Annotated in this window: 15 protein-coding genes; 6 read left to right on the top strand and 9 right to left on the bottom strand. The window is 68.3% G+C overall.

The window, feature by feature from the left end:
• Positions 1–87: 87 nt before the first annotated feature.
• Positions 88–816 (bottom strand): hypothetical protein, encoded by a 729-nt coding sequence (locus tag ACIGXJ_RS34200; RefSeq protein WP_399653906.1) that lies wholly within the window; start codon positions 814–816, stop codon positions 88–90.
• A 171-nt stretch (positions 817–987) separates the two neighbouring features.
• On the opposite strand from ACIGXJ_RS34200, the gene ACIGXJ_RS34195 reads away from it, so the two are divergent.
• Complete coding sequence (locus tag ACIGXJ_RS34195; protein ID WP_399654262.1) at positions 988–1,200, top strand: DUF6233 domain-containing protein; 213 nt, start codon at positions 988–990, stop codon at positions 1,198–1,200.
• 54 nt (positions 1,201–1,254) lie between these two features.
• On the opposite strand, the gene ACIGXJ_RS34190 is transcribed toward ACIGXJ_RS34195, so the two are convergent.
• The 3 genes from ACIGXJ_RS34190 to ACIGXJ_RS34180 all read right to left on the bottom strand — a co-directional run bounded on the left by ACIGXJ_RS34190 (position 1,255) and on the right by ACIGXJ_RS34180 (position 3,805).
• The gene (locus tag ACIGXJ_RS34190) at positions 1,255–1,863 is read right to left on the bottom strand and encodes a Ku protein (protein WP_399654259.1); all 609 of its coding nucleotides are present in this window, start codon (positions 1,861–1,863) and stop codon (positions 1,255–1,257) included.
• Positions 1,864–1,951: 88 nt separating this feature from the next.
• Positions 1,952–2,869 (bottom strand): hypothetical protein, encoded by a 918-nt coding sequence (locus ACIGXJ_RS34185; RefSeq protein WP_399653903.1) that lies wholly within the window; start codon positions 2,867–2,869, stop codon positions 1,952–1,954.
• A gap of 177 nt (positions 2,870–3,046) precedes the next feature.
• On the bottom strand, positions 3,047–3,805 hold the full coding sequence (locus ACIGXJ_RS34180) for a hypothetical protein (protein WP_399653901.1): 759 nt from the start codon (positions 3,803–3,805) through the stop codon (positions 3,047–3,049).
• Positions 3,806–3,946: 141 nt separating this feature from the next.
• Between ACIGXJ_RS34180 and ACIGXJ_RS34175 the strand changes: the two genes are divergently transcribed.
• From ACIGXJ_RS34175 to ACIGXJ_RS34165, 3 genes are all read left to right on the top strand, one after another.
• Positions 3,947–4,842 (top strand): IS5 family transposase gene (locus ACIGXJ_RS34175; protein ID WP_399654256.1). Its coding sequence is split into 2 segments (ribosomal slippage): positions 3,947–4,351 and positions 4,354–4,842, totalling 894 coding nucleotides; the frame shifts between segments, so codons are not numbered across the junction.
• Between the two features lie 588 nt (positions 4,843–5,430).
• Positions 5,431–5,778 (top strand): hypothetical protein, encoded by a 348-nt coding sequence (locus ACIGXJ_RS34170; RefSeq protein WP_399653899.1) that lies wholly within the window; start codon positions 5,431–5,433, stop codon positions 5,776–5,778.
• A complete protein-coding gene (locus ACIGXJ_RS34165) occupies positions 5,771–7,414 on the top strand; it encodes a caspase domain-containing protein (RefSeq protein WP_399653896.1) in 1,644 nt (547 codons plus the stop codon). The genes ACIGXJ_RS34170 and ACIGXJ_RS34165 overlap by 8 nt, the downstream gene beginning before the upstream one ends.
• A 54-nt stretch (positions 7,415–7,468) precedes the next feature.
• Here the strand turns inward: ACIGXJ_RS34165 and ACIGXJ_RS34160 are convergent, their stop codons facing one another.
• Positions 7,469–8,128, bottom strand: a complete 660-nt coding sequence (locus ACIGXJ_RS34160) for a hypothetical protein (protein ID WP_399653893.1) — start codon at positions 8,126–8,128, stop codon at positions 7,469–7,471.
• Between the two features lie 228 nt (positions 8,129–8,356).
• Here ACIGXJ_RS34160 and ACIGXJ_RS34155 point away from each other — a divergent pair, with 228 nt between their 5' ends.
• Positions 8,357–8,542, top strand: coding sequence for a hypothetical protein (locus ACIGXJ_RS34155; RefSeq protein WP_399653890.1), 186 nt, complete (start codon positions 8,357–8,359; stop codon positions 8,540–8,542).
• Positions 8,543–8,853: 311 nt separating this feature from the next.
• Here ACIGXJ_RS34155 and ACIGXJ_RS34150 read toward each other — a convergent pair whose 3' ends face one another.
• The 3 genes from ACIGXJ_RS34150 to ACIGXJ_RS34140 form a co-directional block, all read right to left on the bottom strand.
• Positions 8,854–9,933, bottom strand: a complete 1,080-nt coding sequence (locus ACIGXJ_RS34150) for an RNA polymerase sigma-70 factor (protein ID WP_399653887.1) — start codon at positions 9,931–9,933, stop codon at positions 8,854–8,856.
• Entirely contained in the window at positions 9,930–11,108 is a 1,179-nt protein-coding gene (locus ACIGXJ_RS34145; RefSeq protein WP_399653885.1) for an NAD(P)/FAD-dependent oxidoreductase, read from the bottom strand. The genes ACIGXJ_RS34150 and ACIGXJ_RS34145 overlap by 4 nt, the downstream gene beginning before the upstream one ends.
• A gap of 351 nt (positions 11,109–11,459) precedes the next feature.
• Entirely contained in the window at positions 11,460–12,263 is an 804-nt protein-coding gene (locus tag ACIGXJ_RS34140) for a hypothetical protein (protein ID WP_399653882.1), read from the bottom strand.
• A gap of 215 nt (positions 12,264–12,478) precedes the next feature.
• Here ACIGXJ_RS34140 and ACIGXJ_RS34135 point away from each other — a divergent pair, with 215 nt between their 5' ends.
• Positions 12,479–14,377: a hypothetical protein gene (locus tag ACIGXJ_RS34135; protein ID WP_399653880.1), complete on the top strand. Its 1,899-nt coding sequence runs from the start codon at positions 12,479–12,481 to the stop codon at positions 14,375–14,377.
• 66 nt (positions 14,378–14,443) lie between these two features.
• Here the strand turns inward: ACIGXJ_RS34135 and ACIGXJ_RS34130 are convergent.
• Positions 14,444–15,265 (bottom strand): SMI1/KNR4 family protein (locus ACIGXJ_RS34130; protein ID WP_399653878.1); only part of this gene is annotated, 822 nt, incomplete at its 5' end.

Raw genomic sequence — 15,265 nt, 5'->3', positions numbered from 1 at the left:
GCCCCCGCCCCCCCCCCCGCGCGCCGACGGCGTAGAGGCGGATGAGGGCTGCGGCGATGCGAACGTCCGACGGAAGCGTGGGGTCGTTCAGGCACCGGCGTAGTTCCTCGTAGTGGTCTTCTTCGATCTGGAACTGGCCGGGGAGCTGGGAGGGGGGTGCTCGATGGTCAGGCCGGCCCGGGTGAGGTGGCGGGCGCCGGCCCAGCGGATGAAAGGGATGGAGCAGGCTCGCAGGGTGGGCCTGGAGATTGCCCAGATGTCCAGGTTTTCCTGTGTGAGGCTCTGGAGGGTGTGTTGCTGGGTGTCCAGCCAGGTGAGGAAGTCGATGGCGGCGCGGATGTTGGCGCAGTTGCCCTTGTGGGCGGTGTAGGTGTAGCGGCCGCGCGCCGAGCGCCGGCGGGCGTCGCGGATGATGTGCCACTCGGCGAACGGGCGGATCAGGGTCGCCTGATGTCCCGGCAGCTTGGCCAGCGTGCGGGCCGTCCAGTTGATGAGCAGGGCGAGGTTCTCATCGCGTGGCGGAAGTAGGCCTGCGGTGGTGAGCAGGCTGCGGACGTAGGTGGTGGCGTGTCCTTGGGGCAGCGCATCAAGGGCCGCGTGGTCGAGTTCGTCGGGCGCGGTTACCAGCTGGCCCAGGAGGCGCGCGGCGGGGCGTCGGCGCAGCCAGGCCAGAACGCTGGCGCGGCTGCTCAACCCGACCGCCTCGCCGATCTCCGTCACCAACGGTGCCTCGCCATGGTCGGTGATGGACTCGCGGATGACGCGCAGGATGCGCTCCTGGACGGGGGTGAGGTACTCGACCCTGTGCCTGGCCATGCCGCCAGTAGAAACCTTGTTCGAATTTTGGCGCAAACTGGAGATGCGACCAATCTGCCGACCGACCTGCCCAGACTCCTCGTCCTGGAGACTTGGCTCGCCCTCGCGCTGGCGGATGTACGCAAGGCGATCGCCGCGGCCGAGTAGCGCGAGGCCGAGCGGCAGCGCGGCATCCAGGCCCGGCCCGAGCCGCCCGCCTGGCTGCTGGAGCTGGGCCTCAACCGGGCTGCCCCACCCGTCCACGTCCACGTCGGCGACTGCTGGGATACGGGTGGGCGCTCGCGGGGGATCAGCCGCGAGGAAGCGCTGCAGGCTCTTACGGACGGCACGCCCGCCTGCACCCACTGCCGGCCGGACACGGCCCTCGGCTATCTCGACGGGTGACAGCAACGATCACCGCGCGGCGGGCGATCCGGGGTGCGTGACGCCCGCCGCACCTCACGCGCTGCGCGGCCGCCGCCCGGAGGTCTTCTTCGCAGGCTGCTTCTTCTCGGTCGTCTTCCTCGCCGGTGCCTTCTTCGCCGTCTTCTTCGGCGGCAGCTCGTGCACGTCTGCCGGGGATCCGGTCTCGCCGCGGGAGGCTTTCGCCTTCTGTACGGACTCCTGCAGCGCGGACATCAGGTCCAGCACGGCGCCCGGCTGCTCCGGCTCCGGCGCCGCCGGCGGTGCGCGATGCTCCCGCTTGGCGTCGATGACCTCCTCAAGCGCGTCGGTGTACGCGTCGCGGAACCCACCCTCGGCGAGGTCGCCGATGGCCATGGTGTCCATCAGCGCGAGCGCACCGTCGATCTCCTCGTCGGTGACCTCCACCGGCGGCGGATACAGCTCAGAAGGATCACGGATTTCGTCGGGCCAGCGCATCGCGTGCAAAACGATCACGTCGTCGCGGACCCGCAGCAGACCGAGCCTCTCGCGCCCGGACCAGGCGTATTTCGCGATGGCGACCTTCGCCGAGCGGCCCAGGGCCTGGGCCTGGGCCTGGGCGAGGAGTTTATAGGGCTTGGCTGCGACCTGCTGCGCCGGCGCGAGGTAATAGCCCTCGCCGATCTGGTTGTGGCCACTGTTTGAACGTGACCATTGACCGCTCTGCTTGAGTCTCGCCCACAGCTCCGTCAGTGCGTCGGCACCTCGTCAATCAGATGCCGGCATGCCTCATCCTCGCCTCGGCTTCGTCGCGTCCCAGCGCATCGAAGTTGTCGAGATGGAACTTCTTGGCGTTGAAGGCGCGCACCCACAGGCCCGCTGCCCAGCACAGCTGCAGTTCGTTGTCGCTCAGCACTCGCCCGCGCGCGGCTTGGTACTCCTCCAGGAAGGCCACCGTCCGTTCGACCGAGGCGCCCGCACCAGTGGGTCCACCCTCGAACATGGCGGCAGCCTGGCCAATGATCACCACCTCGGGCTCGTAGACCACGCTGTCCCAGTCGTGGACCACGAGCGGCTGGCCATCGCGAAACTTCACATTGCGACCGTCCCAGTCCCCGTGTCCGACTACGCAGGCAGCGTCGCGGACCTCCTCAAGCCGCTCGCGTACAGCCGCGCCAAGCTCGTCGAGCCACGCCGTGGCAGAGCACCGTTCAGTATTGAGGTCGACATTCCGGTCATCCGGGACCGGCCAGACGCCGTCCTCCTTGTGATACCAGTGGACCCACGCGGGAGCCGGTCGTAGCAGCGGCTGCGGACCGAAAGCCTCTGCGCGGGCCACGAAGTCGGCCAGAAGGCCGGCGAACTGTCGGGGAGAATCGGCGGGCGCGGGCTCTCCACCGCCTGGCACAGGAGTCTCGGCGCTGGCGACCTTCGTACCCAGCGGCAACGGGTCGGTCAGTGGCTCCGGGCATGGGAAGCCCGCCTGCCACATCCGGCGTTGCACCCAGATACAAGCCCCCAGCCGCTTATCCTCGTCACGGATCTTCAGCACCACCTCGCGGCCATTCGTCAGCCGGAGGCCGTGGACCACGGACAGGTTCCCCGCCGTGAACGTGCGCTCGGCAACCGGGTAGCCCAAGTGTTTGATGCACCAGTCGCTCACTGCTCGATCGTCGGAGTGTTCAAGCATGGCTGTCCTTTCCATGGGTCGCTTGGTCGTTCCGTTCGCGGCAGGGATGGCCTGGGGCCGTCGGAACTAGATCGGCGCTCTCGCGCCGCAGCACGCTGATCGACTCGGTGAACTGCCTCGGGCTCAGCCCAGCGAGACGGAACCATCCAGGGCGGTCCGATGCCGTCAGGGCAGAGCTCAGGGAGTGGCGCTGTGTGCCTCTCGCGGTCGCATGAGGTCAAGGTCATCGCCCCATGCGTCCAGGACCGCACCGTGTCCGGCTTCTCGGGCCGCCGTCTCGACGAGGGCGAAGAGGTGTCGTTGCTGGGATACATCACCCGTGGCCGCGATGCGGTCCACGGCATGGAGCAGCACGTCGGTGTCCCAACCCGGCAGCGGGTGCCGGACGAGCTCCCACTCCAGGTACTTGTTGTAAGGGCGGGGGCGTCGGTCGAGAGCGAAGAGCAGCTCAAGCAGAAACCGGATGCTGTCGGCGGCGTCGAGTCGAGCAGCGAGAGTCTGGCCGTCCCGGTGGTTCTTGACGGAGCGATAGAGCGAGTTGGCATAGGCATCGAGCCAGCCGCTTGCGTCCTGGAATGCCTCATCAGCACCCAGACGAGCCTTGTCGGCGAGGATCCGGGCGATGCCTCCGTCGAGGCGGTCAAGCACGATCTGGGCACGGGCGAGGGCGTAGCGTTCCCAACCGGGCGTCCCGGTCACGCAAAACTCGGTGAGAGTGACGATGACGAGGTCGAGATCGGCGCTACGGTGGCCAGCGAACCGGGTCAGATCGGTGCGGGCGTCGTCGGCGACGACCACGTACAGGTCGTGGTCGGAGTACGGGGTCACCATGCCCTCGTGGGCTCGGGATCCTTTAAGGACGAGGCCGATGACGGCTGGATCAGCGGAAGCGAGTTCGATAAAGGCGTCGTAGGTGAGGGGTTGCTGAGCAGCCATGGTGTGGATCTCCGGTGGGGTTTCGACGGGTATGCCTGCTGGGGCGCCCCGCGTTATGAGGCACCCTGCACCGTCTGCGGCGACTTAGCCGCCGCCCGGAAGATCAACGCACCTTTCGACTCTATCGCCCGACCGACCGTGATGCAGTGCATTAGGCCGTTTCCTTCGGATCATCTGATCGTTGGTCTGGGTGTGTCGTTGACTGACGCCCATTGGGCGAGGATCGAGCCGTTGTTGCCGGATCGGGCTCCGAAGCGGGGTGGGCGGTGGCGTGATCACCGGCAGGTGATCGACGCGATCGCGTTCAAGTACCGCACCGGGACACCGTGGATGGATCTGCCCGAGCAGTTCTGGTCGTGGAAAGGCGCCCACAACCGGTTGCGGAAGTGGGCCGCCGACGGCACCTGGGAGAAGATCTTCACCGCCCTGCTCGCCCGGGCCGACGCCGAAGGCGACCTCGACTGGGTCGTCGCGGTCGACTCCACCATCGTGCGAGCCCACCAGCACGCCGCCGGGGCCCGTCAAAAGGGGCCCCGGTCGGCGAGCCGGCCGACCGTGCCCTCGGACGGTCCCGCGGCGGGCTGACCACCAAGATCCACCTCGCCGCGGACAGCCACTGCCGGCCGCTCGCTTTCGTGCTCACGCCCGGCCAGGCAGGCGACGCACCCGCGTTCACCCAGGTCATGACCCGGATACGGGTACCCCGGCCCACCGGCCGGCCCAGGACCACGCCGGACGTAGTCCTGGCCGACAAGGCCTACTCGTCCCGCGCGATCCGGGCCCATCTGCGCCCACGCGGGATCCGCGCAGTGATCCCTCAGCCCTCCGACCAGATCGCCAAGCGCAAGAGGAAAGGCGGAGTCGGCGGCCGCTCACCGGCCTGCGACCGCGAGGCATACAAGCGGCGCAACACCGTCGAGCGGTGCATCAACAAGCTCAAGCAATGGCGCGGCCTGGCCACCCGCTACGACAAGACCGCCACCATCTACCTCGCCGGACTCCACCTCGCCGCCATCTTCATCTGGTCAGCAAGATGATCCGAAGGAAACGGCCTAGGGCAATGCTGGGAAGTCTGCAATGCGCTCGGGCAACTTTCGGCTTCGACCGACGACCTCACTGCGTACGCGGCTTTGACGTGCCCAACCGACCAGGGCGGCGGCGGACATGGTGACTCCGAGTCGCCGCTGGACAGGACGGCGCGCCGGTGAGTGCGGAGGAGTACCTACTTGGAAGCCGCCAACAGCATGAACTATTGGGACGGCGGTCTGCGGTGTTGCGCTCCGATGCGGGCGACTCCCGTGGCAGCTTCGAGTTGCTGCTTCAGATGGTCAAAGGCCGTGGGTTCGAGTTTTCCGCAGGGTGCGCGTAGGCGAACTCGCGGGTGGTGCGTCCAGAACGGTATCGGATCCGACTCGGGGTCGTCCGAGCTCGCCGAACCGAGGGGCAGGCCATGACACACAGGGGGCACCTGGGATCGGTGATGAGGCTTCCCTGACACCGGGGGTGCCGATAGGGGACGCCGTGGAGTGGTTCGGAACTCTGCGACGGGCCTGGTGAGCGAGCCCGTCCGTGTACGCTCACCCAGGTTCGCGGCATGCAACACCACTGCCAGTTGGAGGAGTTGAATGATCTTCCGGATCAAGATCGACGGCGCTGACGCCGAGGACGAGCTTCGCTCACTGCGCGCGTGGCTGGAAGCGAGTCCCGAGATTCGGCAGCACGCCACCATCGCCTGGCACGCGGAGCCCACGACGGCCGGTCACATGTCGGGTGGCGCGATGGAGTGGCTGCAGTTCATCACGGACAATGCGTGGAGCGCCGCCAACTTCACCGTCGCCTACATCACCTGGAGGAGAACCCGTAGGAACCCGCGCACAGCGGTCATCGAGACGAACGGGGTCAGGGTCTCGATCGAAGGGGCTGACGCAGAAGTGACCGCCCGTATCACCCAGGCGCTCAGCAGCAATGGGTAAGGCCGCCGCGTCACTCCCGGACCCGTCGCGCTCAATGGCCGTGTTAGTCGGCGTGAGCGACTACCGGACGTTGGACCCCCTGCCCCTGGTGCAGAACAATCTCGCCAGCATGCAACGCATGCTGACTGACAAAGACTCCTGGGGACTGCCGCCAGAGAACTGCATCATCGTCCCGAATCCAGCCCGCCCCGCCGACGTCATCGAGCCGATCGAAGCAGCGGCTACTGCCGCCAAGGACGCTCTTCTCGTCTACTACGCGGGCCACGGTTTCAAGGACTTCGACAACGGCGCGCTGTGCCTGAGCCTTCAGGAGTCCAAGCCGGGTTTCGGCTATACGGCGGTGTACTACGACTGGCTGAAGAGCCCGATCGTGCGGTCGGGGGCGCCGAGGAAGATTGTGATCCTCGACTGCTGTTTCGGCGCACAAGCCTTTCCGGCAATGGCGGACTCCGGCTCCAGCGTGGCGGATCAGGCCGAAGTCGAGGGAACGTTCCTGATCGCTGCCGCCGGCGCAACGGAGCTAGCCATGGCGGACGATGGCCACGGGCACACCGGGTTCACAGGGGAACTGCTGCGACTGGTCGAGACGGGTGTCGAGCAGGGGCCCCCGCTCCTGGACCTCATCACCTGCTTCAACCAGCTCGTCAGACGCCTGCGAGCGAAGTCGCGGCCACTGCCCCAGCAGCGCACCTTCAACTCCGCAGGCAACATCGCACTGGCACGGAACAGAGCACACGCGCGTAAGACCGCTACCAGCACGAAGAAGCCCCAGGGCAAAGGGTTGGGGCTCGTAGGCAGCGACGTCCTGGACAAGCTGGAGGACACCGCACCCCTTGCACGCCAGCTGAAGACAGCCCCGGCCGCCGCGGCCAAGAGGCTGATCAGCCTGCGGACCCACGGCCAAGCGGAAGGACTCGCGAAGGCGATCCGCTACGTCGTCGACAGCCCCTCGCTCAACGCGGTACGGGTGGCCATGCATTGCCAATCCCGCAGCGGTACCGATATCTCCTACGCCCTCTTCGCCGAGATGGCCTGGGGCTCCCCCAGTCGGATCCCCGAATTCCTTGGAGACATGCGGAACCTCCGGTGGGGCAAGGCGGCCGGGCTGCTGCTGGCCTCCTTGGCCTTGACACCAGATACCACCCGGCATGTCGCCGAGGAGTCCCTGCGCCGCAGCGGCATGGCGGACTACGTCGGGCGCATCACCTCTAGGGGTGTACAGGAAGACGTGCCGATACTGGCCCGTCTGATCTACTCGCTCGGCATGACAGGCAGGCACTCTGACTGGATCCGTCTGCGTCATCGCCTGCCCAAGGACGTCAGCGCTGAGAGGCCCCAGGCCTTTCCACTGTCAAGGCCAGAGCCACCCCCGCCGCTCCTTCTACCCGCCGATGTCGGATGGAAGAATCTCTCTCCTGAAATGGCCGAGGAGTTCTCTCGCGTGGCTGCCGCCATGCTTGGAAGCCGTGTGGGCCTGCCGGGGGAGCTTGGGGAAGCATTGCGGCGGATCGCCCTGCAGAAGCCGAAGGACGAGGATCTGGCGACACTCTTCACCATTGAGCCGCGTCGCCTTGAGCACCGGCCGATGCAACCCCTGGTTGAGCTCATGCGCCGGATATCCGCCTCCGGCGGATGACACGCCAGGCCTGCCGGCGCTATTCGGCCCGTTGAACGGCCTTTTGGCCCATTCCTACTCGGACCCTGCTCTCGGCGGTCCGGCGTTGCGGAGGCTGCGTTCGATGAGGCCGGGTTGGTCGACGGTGCCGGTGTAGCACAGGGCCGCGCCGACGGACAGACCGAACAAGTCGCAGATACGGCGGGGGTCGCCGCCGGTGGCTTCGGCCTCGTGGAGGAGGCGGTCCTCGCGGAGCCGGCGGGCGGACATGCCGAGCACGTCGTTGATCCAGACGTTGCTGACCGGCTCGACGCCGCAGCCGGTGATCTGGGAAACGAACAGGTGGGGGTTGGCAGTGCGGGGCCAGCGGTGGTTTCGGTAGTCCAGGTAGGCCGCCACGCGGGTACGGACGGGCTCGGCGAGCAGGACAGTCCGGTTGGGGTTGGGCAGGAACAGGCGTCCGTCGCGCAGGTCAGTGGTCTCCAGGCCGCGCAGCTGCCCGGAGGTGAGCGCGTGGAAGATGATCAGGGCGGCCAGGGCAGCCCGCGGCGCCTCCCGGTCGTGGAGTACCTCCCGGAGGGCATCGACCTCGACGGGCATCGGAATGGTGGGGGTCGGCATACCGCAGAAGACTCGGGCGGTGGGGTCGGTGAAGATGATCCGCCGGTTCTTCAGCGGCCGCAGGATATGCCGCAGACCCTGGAGCATGTCCACGCGCGGGGTGCCGCAAACCATGGAGAGACCCCGGACGCAAGCAACGGCCCGCGCGTCACGCCGCGCTGGGCGCTCTGCTCTCCGTCGCGGTGTTCGTCGTCCTCGCCGTGATCGAGATCCAGGCCGCCCTGATCTTCGCCGGACTCGCCCTGCTGACGCTGCTGCTCCTGCTCATCGGTGCCCACACAGGGCAGGCGCCGCGACCCGTAACCGGGCCGCAGTGTCAGTGGTCCCGACGATGATGACCCCATGACCATCACCATGCGGAACTACGCACTGACCTGGACCGACAGCAACGGCACCAAGCGGGCCTCGGCGGTCGCCTACGACGAGCCGAGCGCCGAGCGACGAGGGCGGGAACCGGCGACCGCTGGGGCGAGCGGCATCGCCGTCGTGCCGGTCGCTGTGGGACAGCTGCCCGCCATACCGAAGTGACCCTGGGCAGTCAGGTGCGCGGGCGGCCGCGGCCGCCCGGGGTGGTAGCGGCCCCCTCGACGTCCCAGCCCTCGGTGATCCGGGTGCGCAGACTGGCTGTCCCCGGGCCTTCGGGCCGCTGGCCAGGCCGGACGGGCAGGCCACCCGAAGTGGGCGTGGCAGAGGCCGACGATGCCGGGTTCGGCAACGCCGTCGGCCTGACGGCACAGGTTGATGCAGATCTTTGAAATCGGCCGACGATGCTCTTCGCTCCCCAGGCGGTTGCCTTGGTCGACGGGGGCCGGAAGCGCCCGTATGTGATGGCCTCGGGGCTATTCGGCTCCGTCGAGAGCGCCGTCGGCGTCGCAGGCGACGGTTCGTGGCGGCCCTGGATGACGTGCCGCGACCTGAGGCCCTGCCGGAATGGCTCCAGGCTTGAACGCTTCAGGGAGCGCCAGGCTGTTGTCAGGGGTCAGCCCGCCGAGCTTGTCGGGGTTGACCTGGAAGCGCAGGTTGTGGATGCGGCCGTCACCGATGTCGAAAGACAGGACGCCTACGGTGTGCCCGCCGAGGGTGGCCAGGATGCCGAGTTCGCCGTTGATGACGGCCGGCTCCATGGTCAGGTCGGCCAGTTCGGGCTTGGCCAGGAAGCCCAGGAGCCAGCGCGCGACACGGTCGATGCCGTGGAGCGGCCGACGGGCCGCGGTGACCTTGCCGCCGCCGTCGGACCAGGCGGTCACGTCGGGGGCGAGCAGTTCCATCATGGCGTTCAGGTCGCCGCCCGCGCAGGCATCCAGGAACTGGGTGGTGATCTGCCGGCGTCGGTCGGGGTCGGCGTCGAAGCGGGGGCGGCGGGCCTGGACATGGGCGCGGGCACGGTGGGCGATCTGGCGGACCGTCGGCTCGGGGCGCTCGAGGGTCTCGGCGATCTCGCTGTGCGAGTAACCGAAGACCTCGCGGAGCAGGAAGACGGCGCGTTCCACGGGGCTGAGGGTTTCCAGCACGACCAGCATGGCAGTGGAGACGGAGTCGGCCAATTCGGCCTCCGAGGCGATGTCCGGGGACGTCAGCAGGGGTTCGGGGAGCCACGGGCCGACGTAGGTCTCGCGGGTGGCCCGCGCGGAGGTGAGGCGGTTCAGGGAGAGGTTGGTGACCGTGCGCACCAGGTAGGCCTTGGGGTGGCTGATCGCGTCGCGGTCCGTGGTGCTCCACTTCAGCCAGGCATCCTGCAGGACATCCTCCGCCTCGGTGACGCTGCCCAGCATTCGGTACGCGGTGGCGAACAGCAGTCTGCGGTGTGCGAGGTACGGGTCCTGCCCGGCGCCGGTGTCGATCACCGGCTCATGCTGCCAGCGCCGCGAACCGGACGGCAAGGCGGGGATCACGGCGCCGGGAGCGGGCGTGCCGGTCATGCCGCGGGCCTGCGGGTGGCGCGGCCGCCCTTGGAGACGATCGTGCTGACGTTCATGCGCTTGCTGAACCGGTACGTCATGAGGGGGCTGCCGCTGACCATCTCCTTGTACACGACCGCACCGCGGCCGGTGAGGCACTGGCGGCGGGGAGTGAAGTCGGTCCTGGTGAACTGGATGACGGCGTCGCGGCGGCCGAGGCTGACCGGCTGGTGGTAGTAGCCGAAGCGGAACGGCTTGACGGCCTTGCCGCTTACCAGCCGCGCGACGGTGTCGGCGGTGTACTGGGCGGTTGGCAGACCGCTTTGGCAGGAGCCGTGGAGCTGTCCCCAGGCCAGGCGGACGGCGGCGGCGTCACCAATGGCGTGGATCTCCGGGTGGGACACCGAGCGCAGCGTGGCGTCGACCAGGATCAGACCGCGGTCGTCGGTGGCGATCCCGGCATCAGCGGCGAGCGGCGACACCTTGACGCCGGCGGTCCACAGGCAGGCGTCGGAGCGGACGATTCGGCCGTCAGCCAGCTCGACGCCTTCGGGCAGCACCTTGCTGACGCGGGCGCCGGTCTCCAGGGTGATGCCGAGGCGGTCCAGCGCGCGGTGGAGGTGGGCGCGGGCCTTGGCGCCCATCATGCCGCCGGGCTCGTCCGGGCTGATCAGCGTGACGCGCAGACCGGGGCGGCTCTCGGCGATCTCGGTGGCCGCCTCGATGCCGGTCAGGCCGGCGCCGCAGACGGTGACCGTGCCGCCGGCCGCGGCGACCTCGGTAAGCCGCGCGGCGAACCGGCCGGCGATCTCCGGGCTGTTGAGGGTGAACGCATGGACGTCGGCGCCGGGGACCTTCCCGGTGTCGGTCGAACTGCCCAGCGCGTAGACGAGCGTGTCGTAACCGAGGGACGTGGCGCCGTCGACGGTGATGCGCCGGGTCTCGGGATCGATGGCGGTGGCGGTGCCCTGGACGAACGTGACGCCAGTACCGGCGAGCAGGTCGGGGATCTGGTGGTCGGCCAGCTGCTGCCCGGCGGCGATCTGGTGCATCCGCAGTCGCTCGACAAACCGGCTCGAAGGGTTGACCAGGGTGATCTTCACGCCGGTCCGGCGGGTGCGGTGGGCCAGCCGGATAGCGCTGAACATACCCGTGTAGCCGGCGCCGAGAACGACGACGTGGTGGCCGTTGGTCATCTCAATCTCCCAGGGTCGGGCACCGGCTTCGGTGCCGGTGACGCCCATGGGACAAGCAACCCCCGCCGGACGTGACAGCCCTTTGATGTGACCCGCATCACGCTGGGCGTCGTCGTTGGTGTGCCGGAAAGATGCACCACGTGCCTGGCCGTATCAGGCCTGGGCTGAGGCGGAGCAGGACGCCGAAGGCAACGGCTTCTGCCGCGGCCGAAATCCGCGAACCCCTCACCCCTGATACAGCCGAACTCCGCGTACGACTCCAGTATCAGATCCTCGACGGCGCAGACTGATACGCGTCGCCTCCAGATTCAGCTCAACGTGCCGCTCCCCGTAGCGTTCAAGGCTGGAGGTCTACCGGCGCTCGAGCCAGGCTCCAAGTGCGGCCGGCTTCAGGGCGCCGTCCGCCGTCTGAGGTCTGTCATGGCCGGCGGACGGTGCTTCGCGCCGTGTCTCGGGCCTCTCCTCGTCCCGGACCGCACCTGCGGGCTCTGTGTCCTGGGCGATGTCTGCCACGGGGTCGCTTGAAGCGGGGCCGACGCCGGCCGGTGAATCCTGGGCTTCCTGGGGGCCCGGCGCCGGGGTGTCTTGCGTGGCACCGGGGGCCGCGGCCGGATCGTCAGGACCCGACTCGGTGCGGGTCTCCGGAGCGCCCGCGATGCCCGCAGGCTGTTCGGCGGTCTCTGTCTCGGGAGCTGCCCTGTCCGGAACGGCAGGGCTCTGTCCCGCGGAGTCCGCAGCGAGGGCGGCCAGCTCCGCCTCGAAGGCGGCGACCGTCGCCCGCGAGCGGGTTGCCAGAAGGGCGGCGGCCTCCCGTACCTGTCGCAGCGGGCCACGCAGATCCTCGTCGACCGCGGGCTCCAGGGCGCCGCTCCACACCGCCACCGTGTGGATGTGGAGCAGCAGGTCGTCCAATGACCCTGCGGGGCTGTCGCGCAGGGACTGTTCGGCGTCCCGGTAGGCGGCCGCCAGCTGGGCGATGGGGTTGGTCGGGTCACCGTCGCCGTCGGGTCGCTGCTGCTGGTCAGCTTCGTAGTAGCGCTGCTGCTGCGCCCGGTGTGACCCTTGGCCTGAGTTCGTCCCCCGCCCGGTAAACCATGACTTTGACCATGTTGATCCAGGGGTGGGTGTGATGTGGTGCGTGGCGCTCGCGTACATGTCACGAACCCACAAGGGGGATCGACGAAGTGAGTCTCTTACGCAAGGCGTGGCAGCAGGGTGCCGCTGGTGCCGCGCTGGCGTTACTCGCAGGTATGGGCAGCGCAACGGCTGCCTCCGCCCCTCCCGCGCCTGGTCTGGGTGCCTCGCCGGCGGAGGTCGCGGCGGCCGGGCCGCAGGATCTCACGGCGATCGCTGCTGGGGGTGAGCGGCCGGTGTCGGGCTCGACGCCCTCGGCCGGTCCGAAGTTCACCAAGTCCGGCTCCATCTGGCGGGTCATCACTCCACGGGTCCAACTGCAGAACACGGTCACGGACGCGGACGGTGACTCCTCCACCCTCACGTTCCAGGTGTGGACCGTGAACGCGGACGGTACGCCGAACGCTCAGGTCGACCTGGACGGGTCAGGACAGCACGGGGTGATGGTGTCGTCCTACGTGCCATCCGGCAGCCTGGCGAAGGTGACGGTGCCGTACGGCCTGCTGAAGCCCGGTGTCCGGTACAAATTCCGCACCTCCGCCTTCGACGGCAGTCTGTACGAGACGGTCTGGTCGCCGTGGGCGGACTTCCGTATCGACCCGTATGTGAAGTTCCCGGCGCCGCAGACGACGTCCACGATCGACTCGACGGCACAGCAGATCAAGGAGATCACTCGAACAGACCCGGGTCCGGCTCTGCCGACGTTCACCGCGTCCGGCGAGGTGAAGCGGCAGCCCACCCAGAAGCGCACCTGCGGCAAGCAGGACACCCAAGGGCACCAGCTCTGCATGGAATTGTCGCCTCCCACCGCGGAGTCGAAGGCGCGGACGAAGAACCGCGCCGAGGCGCTCAGCAAGGCCATGGAGGCAAGAGCCCGCAAGGCCGGCAAGTCTCCTGCTGCGGTGGCTGCGGCGGCGGCCGCAGCTCCTCCCGCGGATCTGGTCGACTGGTGCTCGGACCAGGTGGCGGGCAAGGACTACATGACCCGCGCCGAGGCGTGCCTGAAGAACATCGGATCGGGAAAGCTCATCTTCATCGACGCTGACCGCAGCCTGGAGATCGGCTTCGCCACCTTCGACTTCGAGATGCGGATCAAGGCGTACGCCAACAAGAGCGAGTCCGGGTCGGACTTCGCCCAGTTCCATCAGCAGATCCGCATCATGCCGGTCAGCATCGACCCGGCGTTGGACGGTGTCACGCTGCGGTGGAGCACGCAGTCGACGTGTTCGTCGTGCGTGACGTCGGTGGTGCGGTGGGCCGACGACTTCGACAACCACGCCGACGGCGCCTACTGGGACGCCGACAGCTGGAGCGCGTACGACGGCCGCTGGGGCAGTCGCCTGACCACCTGGAACGGCACAGGCAAGGAGATCATCGACCTCGGCTGGTCGGTGACGGCGACCGTAGACGCCAGCGACAGCGCCAGCGCAACAGCGGACTTCGGGTCCACGGGGATCCCTCAGGTCCGTGAACTGGCACCGCGATGCGACGACATCGTCGCAGGATCGGCGCCGGGATGTGTGCTGTGGCACTTCAAGACGACCTACACCGTCGACACCAACAGGTACCCGGCCGCCGGCGGATACTACTGGTACATGCAGCAGGTGATGCCCGACCACGCCGGCTCCAAGCGGTGGGACTCGCTCCTGTACTACCTCGGCCCGGACACCCCCCTCAAGAACAGCGCCGGCGCCACCTGGACCTCAGCCGACAGCCGTAAGGTCATTTGCGGTGCCAACTCGGCCTGGAGCATCCACCCGTCCGACGCATCAGTGGGGTCGGTCGACTGCGACGAGTACGCGATGGCCTCGACACACGAGTCCGGCGGCTATCCGAACAGCGTCAACAAGGTCACGTCGGGCACCCAGTGCGCCCAGCTGTATACCGACAAGATGGGCGACGGCGCGGCGAACTTCGGGGTTCTCGCGGACACCCGTACGGTGACGAAGGGACCGAGCGGTTCAGAGCGGTGCGGGCGTGCCGCGATCCCCAGCGCTCAGAACCAGGCGGCCTTCCACAAGTTCCCGGCACCGACCTGGCGGATGCTGGACGGTGACGGGTTCTTCGTGACCCTACCGGGATTCGAGCACTGCACGTCGGTCGCAACCACCTGCACGTGGCGCAAGATCGGCTGATTGGGCTCATGCAATCAAAGTGAAGAAGGGGGCCGGCCCGAGGGCTGGTCCCCTTGCCTTCGGTGATCAGCCGGTCAGCGGCTGCCAGCGGTTTTCCCGCTCGGGGTCGATGCTGCTCAGCCACACCAGCGTCCCGTCGATCAGGCCGGGCTTGTCCCGCGCGGCCAGCGCCGGTGATTCAAGCATGTCGGCAGCCTCCTCCAGGTAGGTGACCAGCGTGTCGCGTTCCTCGCCGGGACCTTCGTTGTAGCGGGACCAGCGGCCCAGGTAGCCGGTCTCGACGTCCAGGTACAGCCCGACGGTGCGGTCAGCGGGGCCGAGCGCCACGACCGGAATCCAGGTCGGCTTCCAGACGGTGATCCGCTCGTCTTCGCCGCGGTCGGACTTCCAGGCTTCGTTTTCGGCCTGCAGGTCCATCTTCAGCCGGTAGACCTCGGCCGCAGCGTCCAAGGTCAGCAGAGCCCAGTTGCCGGGCAGGCACCCCCAACCGCCGGCCCCGTCGTCGCCCGCGCTGAGGAGCCACAAGGTGCGCAGCTCCGCAGGTATGGGGACGCCGAGTTCGCCCTCGAGAGCGGCGAGAGCAGAAGGGCTCGCGCCGGCGCGGAGCGCGGCGTGCGAGTCCGGCGCGTTGTGCTGGAGCCAGCTCGTGATGCGGTGCCAGGCGTCGGCGACCTCCCGCACGGTGACCACTTCGGCGGCAGGCTCGGCAGGCCGGGCCTGCTCCTGTGCCTGGTCCGCGTCATGGAGGGTCGCGGCCGGCTCGGGCGGCGCGACCACGTCGACGTACCGGATCTCGATCCGGTCGGGACCGCGAACATAGCCGATGGCCAGAGCGGGACAGTCCTCGATCATGTCGCCGTCGATCCTCACGGTGAGGACGCCGGGAAG

This window comes from Streptomyces sp. NPDC053367, from assembly GCF_044545925.1.
Lineage (GTDB): Bacteria > Actinomycetota > Actinomycetes > Streptomycetales > Streptomycetaceae > Streptomyces.
This window is presented reverse-complemented; position numbering and strand designations above follow the sequence as displayed.

Excerpts from the sequence above, each read along its gene's own strand:
- ACIGXJ_RS34160 (WP_399653893.1), bottom strand. The coding sequence starts at position 8,128 with ATGGTTTGCGGCACCCCGCGCGTGGACATGCTCCAGGGTCTGCGGCAT.
- ACIGXJ_RS34150 (WP_399653887.1), bottom strand. The coding sequence starts at position 9,933 with ATGACCGGCACGCCCGCTCCCGGCGCCGTGATCCCCGCCTTGCCGTCC.
- ACIGXJ_RS34140 (WP_399653882.1), bottom strand. The coding sequence starts at position 12,263 with ATGTACGCGAGCGCCACGCACCACATCACACCCACCCCTGGATCAACA.
- ACIGXJ_RS34165 (WP_399653896.1), top strand. The coding sequence starts at position 5,771 with ATGGGTAAGGCCGCCGCGTCACTCCCGGACCCGTCGCGCTCAATGGCC.
- ACIGXJ_RS34170 (WP_399653899.1), top strand. The coding sequence starts at position 5,431 with ATGATCTTCCGGATCAAGATCGACGGCGCTGACGCCGAGGACGAGCTT.
- ACIGXJ_RS34180 (WP_399653901.1), bottom strand. The coding sequence starts at position 3,805 with ATGGCTGCTCAGCAACCCCTCACCTACGACGCCTTTATCGAACTCGCT.
- ACIGXJ_RS34155 (WP_399653890.1), top strand. The coding sequence starts at position 8,357 with ATGACCATCACCATGCGGAACTACGCACTGACCTGGACCGACAGCAAC.
- ACIGXJ_RS34185 (WP_399653903.1), bottom strand. The coding sequence starts at position 2,869 with ATGCTTGAACACTCCGACGATCGAGCAGTGAGCGACTGGTGCATCAAA.
- ACIGXJ_RS34200 (WP_399653906.1), bottom strand. The coding sequence starts at position 816 with ATGGCCAGGCACAGGGTCGAGTACCTCACCCCCGTCCAGGAGCGCATC.
- ACIGXJ_RS34145 (WP_399653885.1), bottom strand. The coding sequence starts at position 11,108 with ATGACCAACGGCCACCACGTCGTCGTTCTCGGCGCCGGCTACACGGGT.